A 15,025-nucleotide genomic window follows, 5' to 3' on the forward strand; every position below is an offset into this window, starting at 1 on the left:
GCTTGATATTCGCTATGGCGGATTACGGGCATGAGCTCAGGTTCGGGATCTTCGTTCCGCCCGAGGCGGCGCGCGGTCGTTCGCTGCTGCGCCTGGTGCGCCAGGCCGACGAGTCCGGGCTGGAAGTGCTGGCCGTACAGGATCATCCGTATCAACCCGCCTTCCTGGACACCTGGACGCTGCTGTCCTATCTGGCCGGCGTCACCCGCTCGCTGACCCTCATGCCCGCGGTGGCGAACCTGCCGCTGCGCCCGCCCGCGGTACTGGCCCGCAGCGCCGCCAGCCTCGACCTGCTCAGCGCCGGGCGTGTCGAACTCGGCCTGGGCGCGGGCGCGTTCTGGGACGCCATCGAGGCCATGGGTGGTTTTCGCCGCGGTCCGGGGCAGGCCCTCGCGGCCCTGCGCGAGGCGGTCGGCGTCCTGCGCGCGCTATGGGGCGAGGGCGAACGCGTCGAACTGCCCGGCGACTTCTACCCCCTGCGCGGCGCGAAACCCGGCCCGCGCCCGGCGCATCCGATCCCGATCTGGCTCGGCGTCTACGGCCCCCGCGCCCTGCGCCTGACCGGTGCGCTCGCCGACGGCTGGCTCGGCGGCTTCAGCTACGCCCCGCCGGATGCCCTGCCCGCCCTCATGTCCGCCATCGACGCCGGCGCCCGCGAGGCCGGTCGCATCCCCGCCCTCATCCGCCGCGCCTACGTCATCGACCCCACCATGTCCCCGGCCCAGCTCACCGAAGTCGCTCTGGCACATGGCATCAGCGAGTTCCTGCTCCCGGTGAAACCGGACGGCGAGGCCCCCACCCACCACTTCACCACCGAGACCGTGCCCGCCGTCCGCGCCGCGGTGGCCGCCGCTCGGGCAGGTGGTTGAGCCCTACCGCGACCCGAAGAAGCGGTTGTGCATGATCTGCCGCAGCGGCGACAGGATCCCGTCGAAGGTCACCCGATCCGCGCGCACCGTATGCAGGCTGACGTCCCCCTTGGCCGGATCCTCGCAGATCACCCGCAGCGTCTTGTCCGTCCGCCCGCCGAGCGTCAGGCTCACGGTCCCGTCGCCGCCGACCGTCCCCCACGGCCCGCTGCGGTCCTTGCTCGCGATCTGGCATTTGTTGCCCGGCTTCTCGCCGGTGACGCGCGCGGTGATCTCGGCCCGCCCGTGAATGACGGCCTTGGGCTCCTCGGTGGCGGTGGCCGCCCCCGCGGCGAGCAGGGTGCCGAGGGCGCCGACCACGGCGACGGTGGCAAGGCGGGTGCGCAGCGATCGAGACATGGTTCCGATAGTGAAGCGTGACTTATGAGGTTTTCGTGACGTCCCGGGATGAACCGGAGTTGAACAACTCGTCAAAATTGTTTGCGCCCGGTCTGTTTCGCTGAGTGTCGAGCTGGCCCCCACAGTCGAGCAGCCTAGTGGACGCGCGGCCGCGAGCAAGCGGTTGGGCGCACCCTGCGTGAAACCGGCCGGTTGCCCCGCAGTATCTTCCATTTCGATCCCGATTCGCTCCGCGCGGAGTGTTTTCGGCGAAGATCGATTTGCTGTAGGTACGCTGTGCGCCGTTCTATGTGCCCCGATTGGTAGAGCTGGACGGAACCCCTCCCGAGGAGGATGTGGTGACAGCAGTTGCTCCAAAGCCCGAAGAGAATGTCGAGTGGGCGCGCCCCTTCCCGCCCCGGCACGGTCTGAAGGGCTCGTTCATCTACAAGGCGATCACCACGACCGATCCCAAGATGCTCGGGATGATGTACCTGACCACGGCCATCACCTTCTTCCTGATCGGCGGCATCATGGCGCTGCTCATGCGCGCCGAGCTGGCCCGGCCGGGCATGCAGTTCCTGTCCACCGAGCAGTTCAACCAGCTGTTCACCATGCACGGCACGATCATGCTGCTGTTCTATGCCACCGCCATCGTGTTCGGTTTCGCGAATGTGGTGCTGCCGTTGCAGATCGGCGCGCCCGACGTCGCCTTCCCGCGGCTGAACGCGCTGAGCTACTGGCTGTATCTGTTCGGCGCGACCATGGCGACCGCCGGCTTCGTCACCCCGGGCGGTGCGGCCGATTTCGGCTGGACCGCCTACACCCCGCTGTCGGACATCGTGCATTCGCCCGGTGTCGGCGGTGACCTGTGGATCCTGGGCCTGGCGGTCTCGGGTCTGGGCACCATCCTCGGCGGCGTCAACATGATCACCACGGTGGTCTGCCTGCGCTGCCCCGGCATGACCCTGTTCCGCATGCCGGTGTTCACCTGGACCATCCTGGTGACGAGTTTCCTGGTGCTGGTGGCCTTCCCGATCCTGACCGCCGCGCTGTTCGCGCTGGCCTACGACCGGCATCTGGGCGGGCACATCTACGATCCGGCCAACGGCGGATCGGTCCTCTACCAGCATCTGTTCTGGTACTTCGGCCACCCCGAGGTGTACATCATCGCGCTGCCGTTCTTCGGCATCATCTCCGAGGTCATTCCGGTGTTCAGCCGCAAGCCGATCTTCGGTTACACCACCCTGGTGTACGCGACCTTCGCCATCGCGGCGCTGTCGATCGCGGTGTGGGCGCACCACATGTACGCCACGGGAGCCGTGCTGCTGCCGTACTTCTCGTTCATGACCTTCCTGATCGCGGTCCCGACCGGCGTGAAGTTCTTCAACTGGATCGGCACCATGTGGCGCGGGCAGGTGACCTTCGAGACGCCCATGCTGTTCGCGGCCGGGTTCATCGTGACGTTCCTGTTCGGCGGCCTCACCGGCGTCATCCTGGCCAGCCCGCCGCTGGACTTCCATGTCTCGGACTCGTATTTCGTGGTGGCGCACTTCCACTACGTGCTCTTCGGCACCATCGCCTTCGCCACCTACGCGGGCATCTACTTCTGGTTCCCGAAGATGACCGGCCGCATGCTCGACGAGCGGCTGGGCAAGTGGCACTTCTGGACCACGTTCGTCGGCTTCCACACCACGTTCCTGGTGCAGCACTGGCTGGGCAATATGGGCATGCCGCGCCGCTACGCCGACTACCTGCCCAGCGACGGCTTCACCACCATGAACACCGTCTCCACCATCGGCTCGTTCATCCTGGGCGCGTCGGTGCTGCCGTTCGTGTGGAACGTCTTCAAGTCGTTCCGTTACGGCGAACTGGTCACCGTCGACGATCCGTGGGGCTACGGCAACTCCCTGGAGTGGGCGACCTCCTGCCCGCCGCCGCGGCACAACTTCTACGAGCTGCCGCGAATCCGTTCGGAGCGTCCGGCTTTCGAGCTGCACTACCCGCACATGATCGACCGCATGCGCGCCGAGGCGCACGTCGGCTGGGGTTCGAAGCACCACCCGGTGGCCGAGCACGACCGGGTCACCAGCTAACGCTCCGCCGAACCCCGGGCCTGCGCGGACGAGATTTGGGGCAACTATCCGATATCGCTCCGCGCACAACATGCCTAGCGTTATCTTTTGGGGTCGGCGTCAACACCCGACCCCTGCCCCGGACACCTGCCCCGGGGGCCGCCGGCCACTGCCCGGTTCGGCGGACTGAATCGGCCCGATGCGGATACCCGTATCGGGCCGATCCTGTTTCGCCTGATCATTCGTCCATCTGCGGCACGGATCGAATAGCAGCAGACTTGCTGCTTCGGTGCTGTACTGTCCGCAGTCGGAGCGCGAAACCGCCGCGTTCCGGCGCTATCCGCAGGTCTCGACTTCGGGAGGGACAATGCTCGCCGATTCTCCGGATGTTTGCGACACCGCACCGGGATTCGCTGGCCGCACCACCGAGTCCGCCGATCCCGGCGACTCGGCGCCCGAGTGGCAGCACCAGCTACGGAGATGGAACGCCACCAGCTCGGCCGTCGCGCTGACGCTGCCGCAGCTGCTCACCCGGGCCGCGTCCTACGATCCGGAGGCCACGGCCGTGGTGTGCGGCGGCGCCGCGCTCACCTACCGGACGCTCACCGAGCAGTCGAACCGCTTGGCGCGCAGGCTCATCGGCGCGGGCATCGGCCCCGAGGACGTGGTCGCGGTCGCGCTGCCCCGCTCCGCGGAATGGGTGGTGGCGGTGTGCGCGGTGGCGCAGGCCGGGGCCGCCTTCCTGGCCGTCGACCCGGATGCCGCGCCCGCGCGCATCGCGCCGATCCTCACCGATTCCGGGGTGGTCGCCGGGCTCACGACCGACTATCGCCGGGAGTCGCTGCCCGCGTTGGCCTCCGGCGCGTGGCTGGTGGTGGACACCGTCCCGATGCCGGAGCGGGACGACACCCTCGCCCTGGAGGTGTTCGACCGCGACGACGCGCTGGCGCTGGAAGTCCTCGACGCCCGCGCCCGCGAACTGGTCGCCGAGGGCGCGTTCGTGCCCATGCGCCGCACCAGCGGGGAGAGCGCGCCCAGCGCCACCGGAGTGTGGACGGCCCCGCTCGAGCGGGCGATCGGCGACGCCGAACGGGTCCGGCCGCTGCGCCTGCAGCATCCGGCGTACGTCGTCTACCCGTACGAGGCGAGCGGAATTCTGCGGGGCGCCACCGTCACTCACGCCGGGCTGGCGAATCTGGTGGTCACCCAGGCGCAGCGCTGCGACTCCGACCCGGACGCCCGGGTGCTGGCCGCCGCCGCGCCCGGCCGGGACACCGCGATCTGGGAACTGCTGCTGGCCTTGGCATCCGGGGCCACCCTGGTGCTGGCCCCGCCCGGACCCTACGCGGGCGCGGACCTCTACGAGCTGATGGACGACGCGGAGGTCACCCACGCCGTCCTCACCCCGCACATTCTCGCGACCCTGCCGAGCGCGGAACCGTTGCCGCGGCTGCGGCTGCTGGCCACCACCGGTGCGCCCTGCCCGGCCAAACTCACCGGAATCTGGTCGGACGGGCGGTCTTTCGTGAGCGGTCTGGGCTGGGCGGAGGCGGGACTGTGCACCACCATGAGCCGTCCGCTGGGCGCGGTCCCCGCCCACGCCGCGGTCTCCATCGGCGGCCCGGTCGTCGGCACCCGCTGTTATGTCCTGGACGACAAGATGAACCTGCTGCCGCCCGGTGTCCTCGGCGAGATCTATGTCGCCGGTGCGGGATTGGCCCGCGGCTACCATCGCCGCGCCGGCCTCACCACCGCCCGCTTCGTGGCCGACCCCTTCGGCGGACCCGGCGACCGCATGTACCGCACCGGCGAACTCGGCTGCTGGCGCGGCGACGGCGAACTCGACCATCACGGCCGCCTCGGCTCCCAGCCCATCGGACAGCAGATGGCGAGCGTCATGCTTGCCGCGTCGGCAGGATGATCGCCTGGCGCAGATTCACGTGCGCCGGGCGGCTGGTGGTGTAGGCGATCAGGTCGGCGATGTCGTCGGCGCGCAAGGCGTCGAGGAAGCCGAACATGCCGTCCAATTGCCCGCTCAGTTCGGCATTGTCGATGTGCTCGCCGAGTTCGGTGGCGGTGAGCCCGGGCTCGATATTGGTGACGCGCACATTGCGCGGCCCCAGCTCGGTGCGCAGGGTGGCCGACAGTTGGGTGACGGCGGCCTGGGTGGCGGCGTACACCGAGTAGCTGGGGAAGGTCACGTGCGCGCCGATGGAGGAGATATTGACCAGGTCGGCGGTGCGGCCCGCGTCGGCGGCGGCCAGCAGATCCGGCAGGAAGGCGCGGATCATGCGCAGCCGCCCGGCCACATTGGTGTCCAGCATGCGGGTCCACTCGTCCTCGCGGCCCTCGGTGATCGGGTTGGGCAGCATCACGCCCGCCGAGTTCACCACCAGATCGACCGGCCCGAACGCGGCGTGCACGGCCGCGGCGGCCGCGGTCACGCCGGCGGAATCGGTGACGTCCACCGCGACCGCGAGGGCGGTCCCGCCCTCGGCCTCGATTTTGGCGGCCAGGGTTTCCAGCCGGTCGGCGCGCCGCGCCAGCAGCGCCACCCGGGCCCCGTTGCGGGCCAGCAGCAGTGCGGTGGCCGCGCCCATGCCGCTGGCGGCTCCGGCGATGACGGCGGTGCGACCGGTCAGGTTCTCGTAGCTCATTGTTCGAACTTCCTTCGCTGTTGTGCGTGTGCACTCATCCTGCGAGCGCGCCGATCCGCGAGCGAGGGTTGCGGTTTTCCTGGGTCTGCCAGTACCAGGATGGGTTCGTAGTCTGGATGCCATGCACAACGACCTCGGCGATTTCCTGCGCTCCCGCCGCTCCCGCATCCGGCCCGAGGACGCGGGCCTGCGCGAATACGGCCGCCGCCGGGTCCCGGGCCTGCGCCGCGAGGAAGTGGCGCAACTGGCCGGTGTCAGCGTCGACTACTACATCCGCCTGGAACAGGGCCGCGGCAAACATGTTTCGGACGCCGTCCTCGACGCCGTCGCCCGCGCCCTGCGGCTGACCGATCCCGAACGCCTGCACCTCTACGCCCTGGCTCGCCCGCACGGCACCGTCGACGCCCGCCCCACCACCGCCCCGGGCGGCTACACCGACGCGATTCGCCCGGGCGCCCGCCTCGTCCTCGACGCCCTCACCGCGCCCGCGTTCATCCTGGGCCGCCGCATGGACGTCCTGGCCTGGAATGCCATGGGCGACTTGGTGTCCGGCTTCTCCCGGGTTCCCGTCGCCGAACGCAATCAGGCCCGCTACCTGTTCCTCGAGCCGCTGGCCCCCAGCTTCTATCCGGACTGGGAAACGGTCGCGGCGGAGACGGTCGCGTATCTGCGCCGGGACGCCGGCCTGCACCCCGACGATCCGGCCCTGACCGCCTTGGTCGCGGAGTTGTCCGCGCGCAGCGAGGGCTTCCGCCGGCACTGGGCCGCCCACCCGATCAAGGAGAAGACCTTCGGCCGCAAGCTGATCCAGCATCCGGAGGCGGGCCCGCTCGAGCTGGGCTACGAAACCCTCACCCTCCCGGGCGATCCCGATCAGCTGCTGGTCGTCTACACCGCGCCGCCGGAATCCCCGGCCGCCCGGGCCCTGGCCGCCCTCGCCGACCGGCACGCCGTCACGGTCTGAATCTCAGTTCGCCGCGGTGGTTTTGCGGTGCACCGGGCCGTGGGGTTCGGCGCAGTGCGGTTCGTGATCGTGGTCGGAATCGTCCGGGCATTCGTCGTGGTCGGTGAAATCGACCTGCAGGACCGCGTGATCGATGTGGTGCCGCTCGGCGAGCAGGTGGGCCACCGCGGCGCGCACCGCCTGGCTGTCGGCGCCGGGGGCGACCAGGATGTGCGCCGACAGCGAGGGGACGCCGGAGGTGATCTCCCAGATGTGCAGATCGTGCACCTCGACGACCGAGTCGACCGCGGCCATCTCCCGCCCGATCTCGATCGGGTCCAGGTAGCTGGGGGCGGCCTCGAGGAAGATGCGGCCGGACGCGCGGACCAGCCCGACGCCCGCCTTCACCATGAGCACGACGACGATCAGGGTGGCGATGCCGTCGGCGCGGGCGAAGCCGGTGAGCATGATGATCAGGCCGGCGACCGCGGTGGCGATGAACGCGAACAGGTCGTTGAGGATGTGCTGGTAGGCGCCCTCGACATTGAGGCTGGTCCGGTTGGCGCGGCTGATCATCCAGCTCGCCAGGACGTTCACCACGATGCCGATCAGCGCGGTGACCAGCACCAGGCCGCCGGTCACCGCCGGCGGGTCGATGAGGCGGCGGATGGCCTCATAGGTCAGCCAGGCCGCCAGGCCCAGCAGGGTCAGGCCATTGGCCTGGGCGGAGAGGATCTCGGCGCGCTTCCACCCGAAGGTCATGCGGCCCGCCGCGGGCTTGGCCGCCAACCGGATCGCCCACAGCGCCAGCACGATCGAGGCCGCGTCGGTGAGCATGTGCGCGGCGTCCGACAGCAGCGCCAGCGATCCGGCGACCACGCCCACCACGACCTCACCGAGCAGGAACACCACGATCACCGCGAGCGCGCCCGCCAGCCAGCGCTTGTCGCTGTCCGCGGTCGCGCCGTGCGAATGCCCGGCGTGGTCGTGCCCGTGCTCGTGCGAATGCCCGCCCATAACCCTCCTTCGGTAGTGCCCGGACCACCATATGCACGAATCGCTATGTATGCAATATTTGCCTCGCCAAATTTGCGTTACGAAAGATCGCGGAAGGTCATCAGGAAGCCGGCACAGGCGATGATGAACAATGCCGTGAAACCCACCACACGCAGCCAGAACCAGGGCCAGTCCCGGATCCACAGCCCGGTGAGCATGGCCCCGATCAGCATCACCACGCCGTAGAACGGCGTCCGCTGCGGATGGCTGCCCATGCCTCCTGCATACCCCCGATTCGCGGCCCGATCATCCTCGGCGCGCCGCGTCCAGCCACGGGATCTCGGCCGCGCCGTAGCGGTAGGCGCGGAAGATCGCGTTCGAGACGCCGGGGAAGACCGCCGCCGTCGCGGCGTCCGGGTACTCGGTGAACGAGGGCACCACGTACTCCCAGACGATGCGGCGCTCCCGCGTCACCTCGAAGATGCGGCCGAAGGCGGCCTCGGTGATCAGCGTATTGCCATTGGGCAGCCGCTGCGCCCCGCCCATGTACGGGGTGAAGAACGCCTCGCGCGGCGAATCCTGGTACTTCCACACGAGTTCGCCGGTGGCCGAGTCGATTTCGACAACGCGGCTGTAGGTGACCGATTCGCCCTCGCGGAAGGTGCCGTTGTCCAGCAACAGGATTCGGCCGTCGCCGACGGGCGTGGCGTGATGCTGCTGCGCCACCGTGGCGCGATCGGCGAGCAACCGGTATGCGCCGGTGGCCCGATCGATCACGATCACCGCCGACACGCTGCGCAGGCTGGCCACCACGGTGTGCTCGTCGAGCGGGTACACGCTGTTGATGAGCGGCCAGTGCTCGCGCCAGTAATGCGGTTGCAGCACAGCGTCTTCCGGATCCAGCTGGGCGGCCGCCCGCCACTCCCACAGCAGGGTGCCGTCGGCGGCCACCTCGCGAATCACATCGGCCCACACGACGCCGCCCGCCTCGCTGCCCGGGACGCCGCCGCGAATCCGCGCCGCCGCCGCACCGGTCAGCGGTTCCACGGCCGTGTAGAGCACCCGGCCGTCGTCGTAGTGGTGGGCGTCGTGGTGTTGCAGGTCGTCGCGATGTTCGGCGAGCAGGGTGCCGTCGGGTGCGTACTTGCCCATGGATCCGCCGCTGTACTTGCGCCACATGGGAAACAGCACGCCCGCCGCCAGCGTCGCGCCGTTGTAGGCGAGGGTGCCGTCGGGCAGCAGCCGGGCATGGCGGCCGGGCCGATACGGCAGTTCCCAGCGATGCACCCGCTCACCGGCCAGATCGACCAGATCCACGATGCCGTTGCCGGCCAGCGGGGCGTACAGGGTGTAGCCGGGATAGGCCAGTTCCGGGTCGCTGCCGATGAGTCCGATGCCCCGGCGCTTCAGGGTGTTCTGCTCCACGAATCCTCCAAAAATTCAGTTTCACTGAATATTCAGTAGATTGGTGGCGGGCTGAAGGGTTGCGATCGGCTCGAGGCAAACCCTGGGCCTTCCCCGGCCGGCACGATCGGATCGGCGGGTCGGAAGAAAGGCGCGGAGTGGATACCGAACACGGACGGTGGCGACGGCTCGGGCACGTCGTGCACGCGCGGCGGCTGGACTCGGGTCTGACGCTGGCACGGCTGGCCGAACGCACCGGCCTGTCGCAGTCGTTCCTGAGCCAGTTCGAGAACGGCCACAGCAATTCGAGTCTGCGGTCGCTGCAACGCATCGCGGACGGCCTGGGCGTCACCGCGACCGAACTGCTCGCCGCCGCCGACAACGGATCACACACGCCGATCGTGCGGGCCGCCGAGGACACCCGGCTACCGCAATCCGACCCCGCCGACGGCTCGGTGCGCTCGCTCGTGCACGGCGAACGCGATCTGCGCGCGCTCGAATTCACCGGCGGCGCCGCGCACGGCGCACGCGAATTCACCCACGCCAACGACGAATTGATCTACGTGGTGCGGGGCGAGATCACGGTGGTCGCCGGCGGCGAGGAGCACGTGCTCGCCGCCGGCGACACCTTCTACTGCACGGCCGGTGTCGCGCACCGCTGGTGGGCGCACACCCCCGAGACCACGACATTGCTTGTCTCGGTGGCGGATTCGATGGCGATCCGCCGCCGCCCGCACCGCAGCTCCTGACTCAGCCCGCGATTACCGGCCACGGATAGAAGGCCAGGTGGATCAGCAGCACCACCAGCCCGGCGAGCAGCAGCGCCGCCACCGGATGCGCGCGGCGTTCCAGGTAGCCGACCGTGCGAAACAGGGTGGGGAACGGGACATCCCGGCTGAAGAACAGCGCCAGGATGCTCGGCACGATGACCCACATGAGGGCGATCAGGCCGTAGAGGACGTACGCGCCCAGGTACGAATGCGGATGCATACCCCGGTCCGCGGCGGCGAACAACACCCCGAAGACGTAGGTTCCGACGGCGGTCAGCAGATAGCCCGCACCCAGCAGCGTGATGGGCGAGTGGGTCGCGGTCACGCGCCCGTTGGCGGTGAGGGTGCGGCCGGCGACCGATCGCACCACCGGCTCGGGCGGGGTGGTCAGTTGCGGGACCGCGTAATACGCCAGCAGCGTGATCACCGCGACCACGACCAGCCGCACCCAGTCGTGCTGGGTTTCCAGATGCCCGATGGTGTTGGAGATGGTCGGCCAGCTCACCAGCCGGAATACCGACGCCAGTTCCGACACGGCGATGGCCAGCCCCGCGAGGCCCCACATGCAGTAGCCCCAGAATTCCAATGAGCGTCCCGCCGTGGTGGGTACGGCGCCGCTGCCGACATCCTCTGTCATACTGCCGGTTTATCACTGAAAATGGGCTCTACCTGCACGCTTGCCCAGTCGATATCGGGTTGGAACGACCCCGACACCTCCGGGTACCGAATGGTCGGTCTAGCGGTCGAGGAACTCCGTGATGGCCTTGGCGAACCCCGGCCCGTCCTCGAGCGGCAGGGCGTGACCGGCCGCGAACTCGAGATATTCGGCGTCGGCAATGGCATCGGCGACCTCGCGCTGTTCGTCGATCGGGACGATCTGATCGTAGGCGCTGGCCAGCACGAGGGTGCGGGCGACGATGCGCGGCAACAGCTCCCGGATGTCGGCGGTGCGGTCGGCGGCGAGCTGCACCACGTGCCGCGGATCGAGCAATCCGGCGAACGCGGCCACCGTCTGCTCGAATTCGGCCGCGTTCCAGGCGTCGACGGTCTCGGTCCGCAGCACGGTCAGCGGCAGCAGCCGGGCCAGCGCCCCCGGATCGGTTTCGAGCAGATGCCGCCACAGGTCGAACAACGCGGCCCCGCGGTTGCCCGTCGCCACCCAGGGCGCGTGCAGCACAAGCGAATCCACCCGATCCGGGTGCCGCGCCGCGATCGTCGCCGCGATCACCGCCCCGAGCGAATGCCCGGCCAGCTGGAACCTGCCGACCCCGGCATGGTCGGCGGCCGCCAGCACCTGCTCGGCCATCTCGTCGACACTCACCACCTCGGGCGCGGTGGTGGCCCCCGACCCCGCGTAATTGGGCGCGACGACGGTATACCGCCCGGCCAGCTCGCCCATCAGCTCGCCCCAATTGGCCTCGGCATTGGTGAAGGTCCCGTGAACCAGCACCACCCCCGGCCCGCTGCCGGCGATCAGATACTCGACCTGGCTGGGGCCGTGACTCAGGGTGACAGGTGCGAAAGGCATGGTACTCAACCGTTCTCGTGAAGGGGAAAGGAATTCAGGCGGCCACAGCCGATATCGGCTCGGCCGTCCGTGCTGCGCTCCGCCGATCGCCGGCGACGCTGCGAAGGGCGACTGTCAACCCGATGGCGGTGATCGACGCCCCCGCGAGATTCAGACTCGCGTAACCGAACCCGGCGTCGAGCAACACCCCGCCCAGCAGCGGGCCGAGGGTATTGGCCAGGTTGAACGCCGCCACATTGGTGGCCGACGCGAGGGTCGGCGCGGCCTGCGCCTTGGCCATGATGCGCGTCTGCAAGGGCGCGAGCGTGCCGAAAGCGGCTGCGCCGAAAAGGAATACGGTCACACAGGTGGCCGTCTTGTCATGAATGGTCAGGGTGAACGCCGCCAGCACCACGGCCAGCAGCGCCAGCGAGCCCGGCGCGGCACCGTGCGGGTAGCGGTCGGTGAACCGACCGCTGAGCAGATTGCCCGCGAAGGTGCCGAGCCCGAAGAGCATGGTGATCCAGATGACCGATCCGGCCGTGAAACCGGTGACCCGCGTGACCATTTCGGCGATTTAGGTATACGAGGTCATGACGCCGCCGAAGCCGAGCACGGTGGTCAGCAAGGCCAGCAGCACGGTGCGCTGGCGCAGTGTCGTGATCTCGACGCGCAGATCCCCCGCCGCGCTGCGATCGGCCCGCGGCACCAGCTCCGACGCGGCGACCGTGCCGACCCCCATGAACGCTCCGTGCGCGAGCGCGGCCGCCAGCCGGCCGAGCATCAGGACGGCGTACCCGGGGGCGAGCGCCGACACCACGCTGCCCGCCAGGAACAACCCCATGAGTCCGGTCAGCAGGCGGCGACGCTCCACCCCGCCGGTGAGGGCGGTGAGCAGCGGTGCGCCGATGACCACGCCCAGCGCGTACCCGGAGACCAGCAGCCCCGTCGCCGGAATCGAGACCTGCAGGTCGCCGGCGATGTTCGGCAGCAGTCCGGCGACCACGAATTCGGTGAGTCCAATCGCGAAGGCGCACAGGGCCAACGCGAAGACGGCAATGGGCATGAGAAGTCCTCGGGGTGAGCGCGGGGCGTGGTCGGGCAGCGGTTTATTTGCCGTCGGCGGTCAGACGGCCCGCGGTGCCCCAGCTGTCGGCGGGGGTCTCGTGAATCCAGACCTGAACGGCCTCGGCGGGGATCTGGTAGGCGTCGACGAAGGCGTCGGTGATGCGGCGCACCAGATCGCGCTTCAGTTCGACGGTGCGGGGACCCTGCTGCACGGTGACGATGGGCATGACTGTTCTCCTCGGTGAAAGGTGTTGGGATACCGGCCGTTTCGAGATCTCGGATTCGAGTTCCGACGCTCTCGGTGGCCTGAGAACAGTTCACCGGAATTCCGCGCCCCGACCAATGCGCAGGTCGTTAGCGCAGCGATAAGCGATCCTTATCGTGAACGGGGCTGGTGTTTCCCGGCCAGCAGCGCGCCCAGCAGCCGCAGGTTCGGTGAGGCCGCGTCGGCGCGGACCGCGAGCGCGATGGGCAGACTCAAGCCCGGATCGGCGAACGGCCGGAAGACCACCCGGCGGTTGTGCACCTGCCGGGCATTCGACTCGTAGACCACCGTCCACATCGGCGATCCCGCGCCGATGGCGGCCAGGGTGTCCTGCAAGGTGGTGGAGGTCGGCGCGGGCACCGGCTCGAAACCCGCTCGCGCACAAGCGTTCAGCACCAGATCCACCAGCGCGGGATGATTGCGGCGCTCGGTCAATCGCAGCGGCACCGGCGCGAGATCCGGCAACGATACCGAATCCTGTTTCGCCAGAGGATGTTTGGCGGGCAAGGCGACCACCAGCGGATCGTCCCAGGCGGGCAGGAAATCCAGTTCCGGGCTCTCCCCGGGTTCCGGTGACCGCACGAACGCCGCGTCCAGCCGCCCATCGGCGACCTGCGCGAGCCGTTCCCGCACCGGCAGGGCCGTCAACTCCACCTGCACCCGCGGTGCCTGCTCGGCGAAGGCGTCGAGCACCTCGTCCAGCCGCTCGCCCAGCCCGGTCACGGTGCCCAGCCGGAACAGTTCGGCCCGCCCGCCCGCCAGGTCCGCCACGCTCGCCCGCGCCTGATCCGCGGCCGCCAGCACGGCTCGCGCCGCGGGCAGAAACCGCAGGCCCGCCTCGGTCAGCCGCACCCGGCGCGGCGATCGGTCCAGCAATTGCACCCGCAGGTCCCGCTCCAGCCGCTGCACCTGCTGGCTCACCGCGGGCTGCGCGATATGCAACCGCTCCGCCGCCCGCCCGAAGTGCAACTCCTCGGCGACGGTCACGAAATACCGCAACTGGCGCAATTCCACCGGGTCATCAAAACATCCCGGGTGGGTCAGCCCAGATAGCGGCCATACCAGTCGGTCACTCGTTTCCAGGCTTCGGCGGCCGCGGCCGGCTGGTAGCGGGCGCCGCTGTCGTTGAAGAACGCGTGGTCGGCCTTGTCGGCCACGAAGGTCTCGTGGGTGAGACCGGCCTTGTCGAGGGCGGCCTCGGCGGCGGCGCGAGTGGCGTCGACCCGCGTATCGAGCGCCCCGTAGACGGCGAGCACGGCGGCGGTGGATCCCGTGAACTGGCCGCCGTCGGGGAAGGGACCGTAAAACGGTGTGGCGGCGGCGAGTTCGGGAGTGCCGGAGGTGAGCAGCAACCAGGTGAGGCCGCCGCCGAAACAGAAACCGGTGGCGCCCAGCTTCTTTCCCGGCACGCGGCGGCCCAGTTCGGCCAGGCCCGCGCGCAGATCGGCGACGAAGCGGTCGTTGGAGATCTTGCTGAGCGCGGCCGTCGCGGCCGCGTCGTCGGTGAAAGTGGCGGTCCCGCCCTCCTCCGAGAGCAGGTCCACGGCCAGCGCCGAATAGCCGACGCCTGCGAAACGTCCTGTCACGGAACGGATGTGGTCGGTGAGCCCCTTGTTCTCGTGAATCACCAGCACGCCGCCCCTGGGGTCGGCCGCCTGCGCCCACGCCGCCATCAGGGTCCGGCCGTCGGGTCCGGGCAGCGTGATGGCGCTGGGCTGCACCGCCGTCGCGGTACCCGGCGGCGGACTCGACGGGCTCGACGTCGCCGCGGCCGTACTGCTGGGCGCCGCCGGCTTCGTGGATTCCCCGCACGCGGCCAGCAGCGCCACCGCCGCCGGCGTCCCCATCCCCAGCAGTCCCAGCCGCCGCACCGCCTCCCGCCGGCTGAGCAACCCCTCGGCGTGATCGGTGGCGATCTCCTCCGCGATGTACCGCTGCAGCGATGTCATGGCCTCAGCCTAGGCCGCCGATCGCCGTCAAGCCCGTAGAACCCTGGGCATTTACATCCGCTAACAGTTTCCCCGCCGTCCGCGAATCTTCTTGTGGGCGAATCGAAATGCCCATGGCGCGCCACCCCCCTCTCTCTCCCGCAC

Annotated in this window: 17 protein-coding genes; 5 read left to right on the forward strand and 12 right to left on the reverse strand. The window is 69.4% G+C overall.

What is annotated here, in order from left to right; genetic code table 11:
• Nucleotides 1-14 precede the first annotated feature (14 nt).
• Nucleotides 15-869, forward strand: a complete 855-nt coding sequence (locus D7D52_RS05600) for an LLM class flavin-dependent oxidoreductase (protein WP_120735354.1) — start codon at nt 15-17, stop codon at nt 867-869.
• Nucleotides 870-872: 3 nt separating this feature from the next.
• Here D7D52_RS05600 and D7D52_RS05605 read toward each other — a convergent pair whose 3' ends face one another.
• Nucleotides 873-1,268: a hypothetical protein gene (locus D7D52_RS05605; RefSeq protein WP_120735355.1), complete on the reverse strand. Its 396-nt coding sequence runs from the start codon at nt 1,266-1,268 to the stop codon at nt 873-875.
• Between the two features lie 338 nt (nt 1,269-1,606).
• On the opposite strand from D7D52_RS05605, the gene ctaD reads away from it, so the two are divergent.
• Both ctaD and D7D52_RS05615 read left to right on the forward strand, forming a co-directional pair.
• Nucleotides 1,607-3,343 carry an aa3-type cytochrome oxidase subunit I gene (gene ctaD / locus D7D52_RS05610; RefSeq protein WP_120743837.1) on the forward strand — a complete coding sequence of 579 codons (1,737 nt, stop codon included), beginning with the start codon at nt 1,607-1,609 and terminating at the stop codon, nt 3,341-3,343.
• Nucleotides 3,344-3,689: 346 nt separating this feature from the next.
• Entirely contained in the window at nt 3,690-5,243 is a 1,554-nt protein-coding gene (locus D7D52_RS05615; protein ID WP_162958168.1) for an AMP-binding protein, read from the forward strand.
• Here D7D52_RS05615 and D7D52_RS05620 read toward each other — a convergent pair.
• Complete coding sequence (locus D7D52_RS05620) at nt 5,218-5,979, reverse strand: SDR family oxidoreductase (RefSeq protein WP_120735357.1); 762 nt, start codon at nt 5,977-5,979, stop codon at nt 5,218-5,220. The two genes, D7D52_RS05615 and D7D52_RS05620, sit on opposite strands and share 26 nt — an antisense overlap.
• 121 nt (nt 5,980-6,100) lie before the next feature.
• On the opposite strand from D7D52_RS05620, the gene D7D52_RS05625 reads away from it, so the two are divergent.
• Nucleotides 6,101-6,943, forward strand: a complete 843-nt coding sequence (locus D7D52_RS05625) for a helix-turn-helix transcriptional regulator (protein WP_120735358.1) — start codon at nt 6,101-6,103, stop codon at nt 6,941-6,943.
• A gap of 3 nt (nt 6,944-6,946) precedes the next feature.
• On the opposite strand, the gene D7D52_RS05630 is transcribed toward D7D52_RS05625, so the two are convergent.
• The 3 genes from D7D52_RS05630 to D7D52_RS05635 form a co-directional block, all read right to left on the reverse strand.
• Nucleotides 6,947-7,939, reverse strand: coding sequence for a cation diffusion facilitator family transporter (locus D7D52_RS05630; RefSeq protein ID WP_120735359.1), 993 nt, complete (start codon nt 7,937-7,939; stop codon nt 6,947-6,949).
• 77 nt (nt 7,940-8,016) lie between these two features.
• Nucleotides 8,017-8,193 carry a hypothetical protein gene (locus tag D7D52_RS37570; RefSeq protein ID WP_162958169.1) on the reverse strand — a complete coding sequence of 59 codons (177 nt, stop codon included), beginning with the start codon at nt 8,191-8,193 and terminating at the stop codon, nt 8,017-8,019.
• A gap of 31 nt (nt 8,194-8,224) precedes the next feature.
• On the reverse strand, nt 8,225-9,343 hold the full coding sequence (locus tag D7D52_RS05635) for an aryl-sulfate sulfotransferase (protein ID WP_120735360.1): 1,119 nt from the start codon (nt 9,341-9,343) through the stop codon (nt 8,225-8,227).
• 137 nt (nt 9,344-9,480) lie between these two features.
• Here D7D52_RS05635 and D7D52_RS05640 point away from each other — a divergent pair, with 137 nt between their 5' ends.
• A complete protein-coding gene (locus D7D52_RS05640; RefSeq protein WP_162958170.1) occupies nt 9,481-10,071 on the forward strand; it encodes a helix-turn-helix domain-containing protein in 591 nt (196 codons plus the stop codon).
• A 1-nt stretch (nt 10,072) separates the two neighbouring features.
• Here D7D52_RS05640 and D7D52_RS05645 read toward each other — a convergent pair whose 3' ends face one another.
• The 7 genes from D7D52_RS05645 to D7D52_RS05670 form a co-directional block, all read right to left on the reverse strand.
• A complete protein-coding gene (locus D7D52_RS05645; RefSeq protein WP_162958171.1) occupies nt 10,073-10,729 on the reverse strand; it encodes a hypothetical protein in 657 nt (218 codons plus the stop codon).
• Between the two features lie 99 nt (nt 10,730-10,828).
• Nucleotides 10,829-11,620, reverse strand: a complete 792-nt coding sequence (locus D7D52_RS05650) for an alpha/beta fold hydrolase (RefSeq protein ID WP_120735363.1) — start codon at nt 11,618-11,620, stop codon at nt 10,829-10,831.
• Between the two features lie 34 nt (nt 11,621-11,654).
• On the reverse strand, nt 11,655-12,167 hold the full coding sequence (locus tag D7D52_RS38630) for an MFS transporter (protein WP_222932788.1): 513 nt from the start codon (nt 12,165-12,167) through the stop codon (nt 11,655-11,657).
• 9 nt (nt 12,168-12,176) lie between these two features.
• Complete coding sequence (locus D7D52_RS38635; protein ID WP_222932789.1) at nt 12,177-12,665, reverse strand: MFS transporter; 489 nt, start codon at nt 12,663-12,665, stop codon at nt 12,177-12,179.
• A gap of 43 nt (nt 12,666-12,708) precedes the next feature.
• On the reverse strand, nt 12,709-12,894 hold the full coding sequence (dmpI, locus tag D7D52_RS05660) for a 4-oxalocrotonate tautomerase DmpI (RefSeq protein ID WP_036545806.1): 186 nt from the start codon (nt 12,892-12,894) through the stop codon (nt 12,709-12,711).
• A 149-nt stretch (nt 12,895-13,043) separates the two neighbouring features.
• Entirely contained in the window at nt 13,044-13,946 is a 903-nt protein-coding gene (locus tag D7D52_RS05665) for a LysR family transcriptional regulator (protein WP_120735364.1), read from the reverse strand.
• Between the two features lie 26 nt (nt 13,947-13,972).
• The gene (locus D7D52_RS05670) at nt 13,973-14,881 is read right to left on the reverse strand and encodes a dienelactone hydrolase family protein (RefSeq protein WP_120735365.1); all 909 of its coding nucleotides are present in this window, start codon (nt 14,879-14,881) and stop codon (nt 13,973-13,975) included.
• Nucleotides 14,882-15,025: the final 144 nt, after the last annotated feature.

The organism is Nocardia yunnanensis (genome assembly GCF_003626895.1).
GTDB classification, from domain to species: Bacteria; Actinomycetota; Actinomycetes; order Mycobacteriales; family Mycobacteriaceae; genus Nocardia; species Nocardia yunnanensis.

Coding starts and splice junctions, on each gene's coding strand:
- D7D52_RS05600 (WP_120735354.1), top strand. CDS start 15: ATGGCGGATTACGGGCATGAGCTCAGGTTCGGGATCTTCGTTCCGCCC.
- D7D52_RS05605 (WP_120735355.1), bottom strand. CDS start 1,268: ATGTCTCGATCGCTGCGCACCCGCCTTGCCACCGTCGCCGTGGTCGGC.
- D7D52_RS05615 (WP_162958168.1), top strand. CDS start 3,690: ATGCTCGCCGATTCTCCGGATGTTTGCGACACCGCACCGGGATTCGCT.
- D7D52_RS05620 (WP_120735357.1), bottom strand. CDS start 5,979: ATGAGCTACGAGAACCTGACCGGTCGCACCGCCGTCATCGCCGGAGCC.
- D7D52_RS05625 (WP_120735358.1), top strand. CDS start 6,101: ATGCACAACGACCTCGGCGATTTCCTGCGCTCCCGCCGCTCCCGCATC.
- D7D52_RS05630 (WP_120735359.1), bottom strand. CDS start 7,939: ATGGGCGGGCATTCGCACGAGCACGGGCACGACCACGCCGGGCATTCG.
- D7D52_RS37570 (WP_162958169.1), bottom strand. CDS start 8,193: ATGGGCAGCCATCCGCAGCGGACGCCGTTCTACGGCGTGGTGATGCTG.
- D7D52_RS05645 (WP_162958171.1), bottom strand. CDS start 10,729: ATGACAGAGGATGTCGGCAGCGGCGCCGTACCCACCACGGCGGGACGC.
- D7D52_RS05650 (WP_120735363.1), bottom strand. CDS start 11,620: ATGCCTTTCGCACCTGTCACCCTGAGTCACGGCCCCAGCCAGGTCGAG.
- D7D52_RS38630 (WP_222932788.1), bottom strand. CDS start 12,167: ATGGTCACGCGGGTCACCGGTTTCACGGCCGGATCGGTCATCTGGATC.
- D7D52_RS38635 (WP_222932789.1), bottom strand. CDS start 12,665: ATGCCCATTGCCGTCTTCGCGTTGGCCCTGTGCGCCTTCGCGATTGGA.
- dmpI (WP_036545806.1), bottom strand. CDS start 12,894: ATGCCCATCGTCACCGTGCAGCAGGGTCCCCGCACCGTCGAACTGAAG.
- D7D52_RS05670 (WP_120735365.1), bottom strand. CDS start 14,881: ATGACATCGCTGCAGCGGTACATCGCGGAGGAGATCGCCACCGATCAC.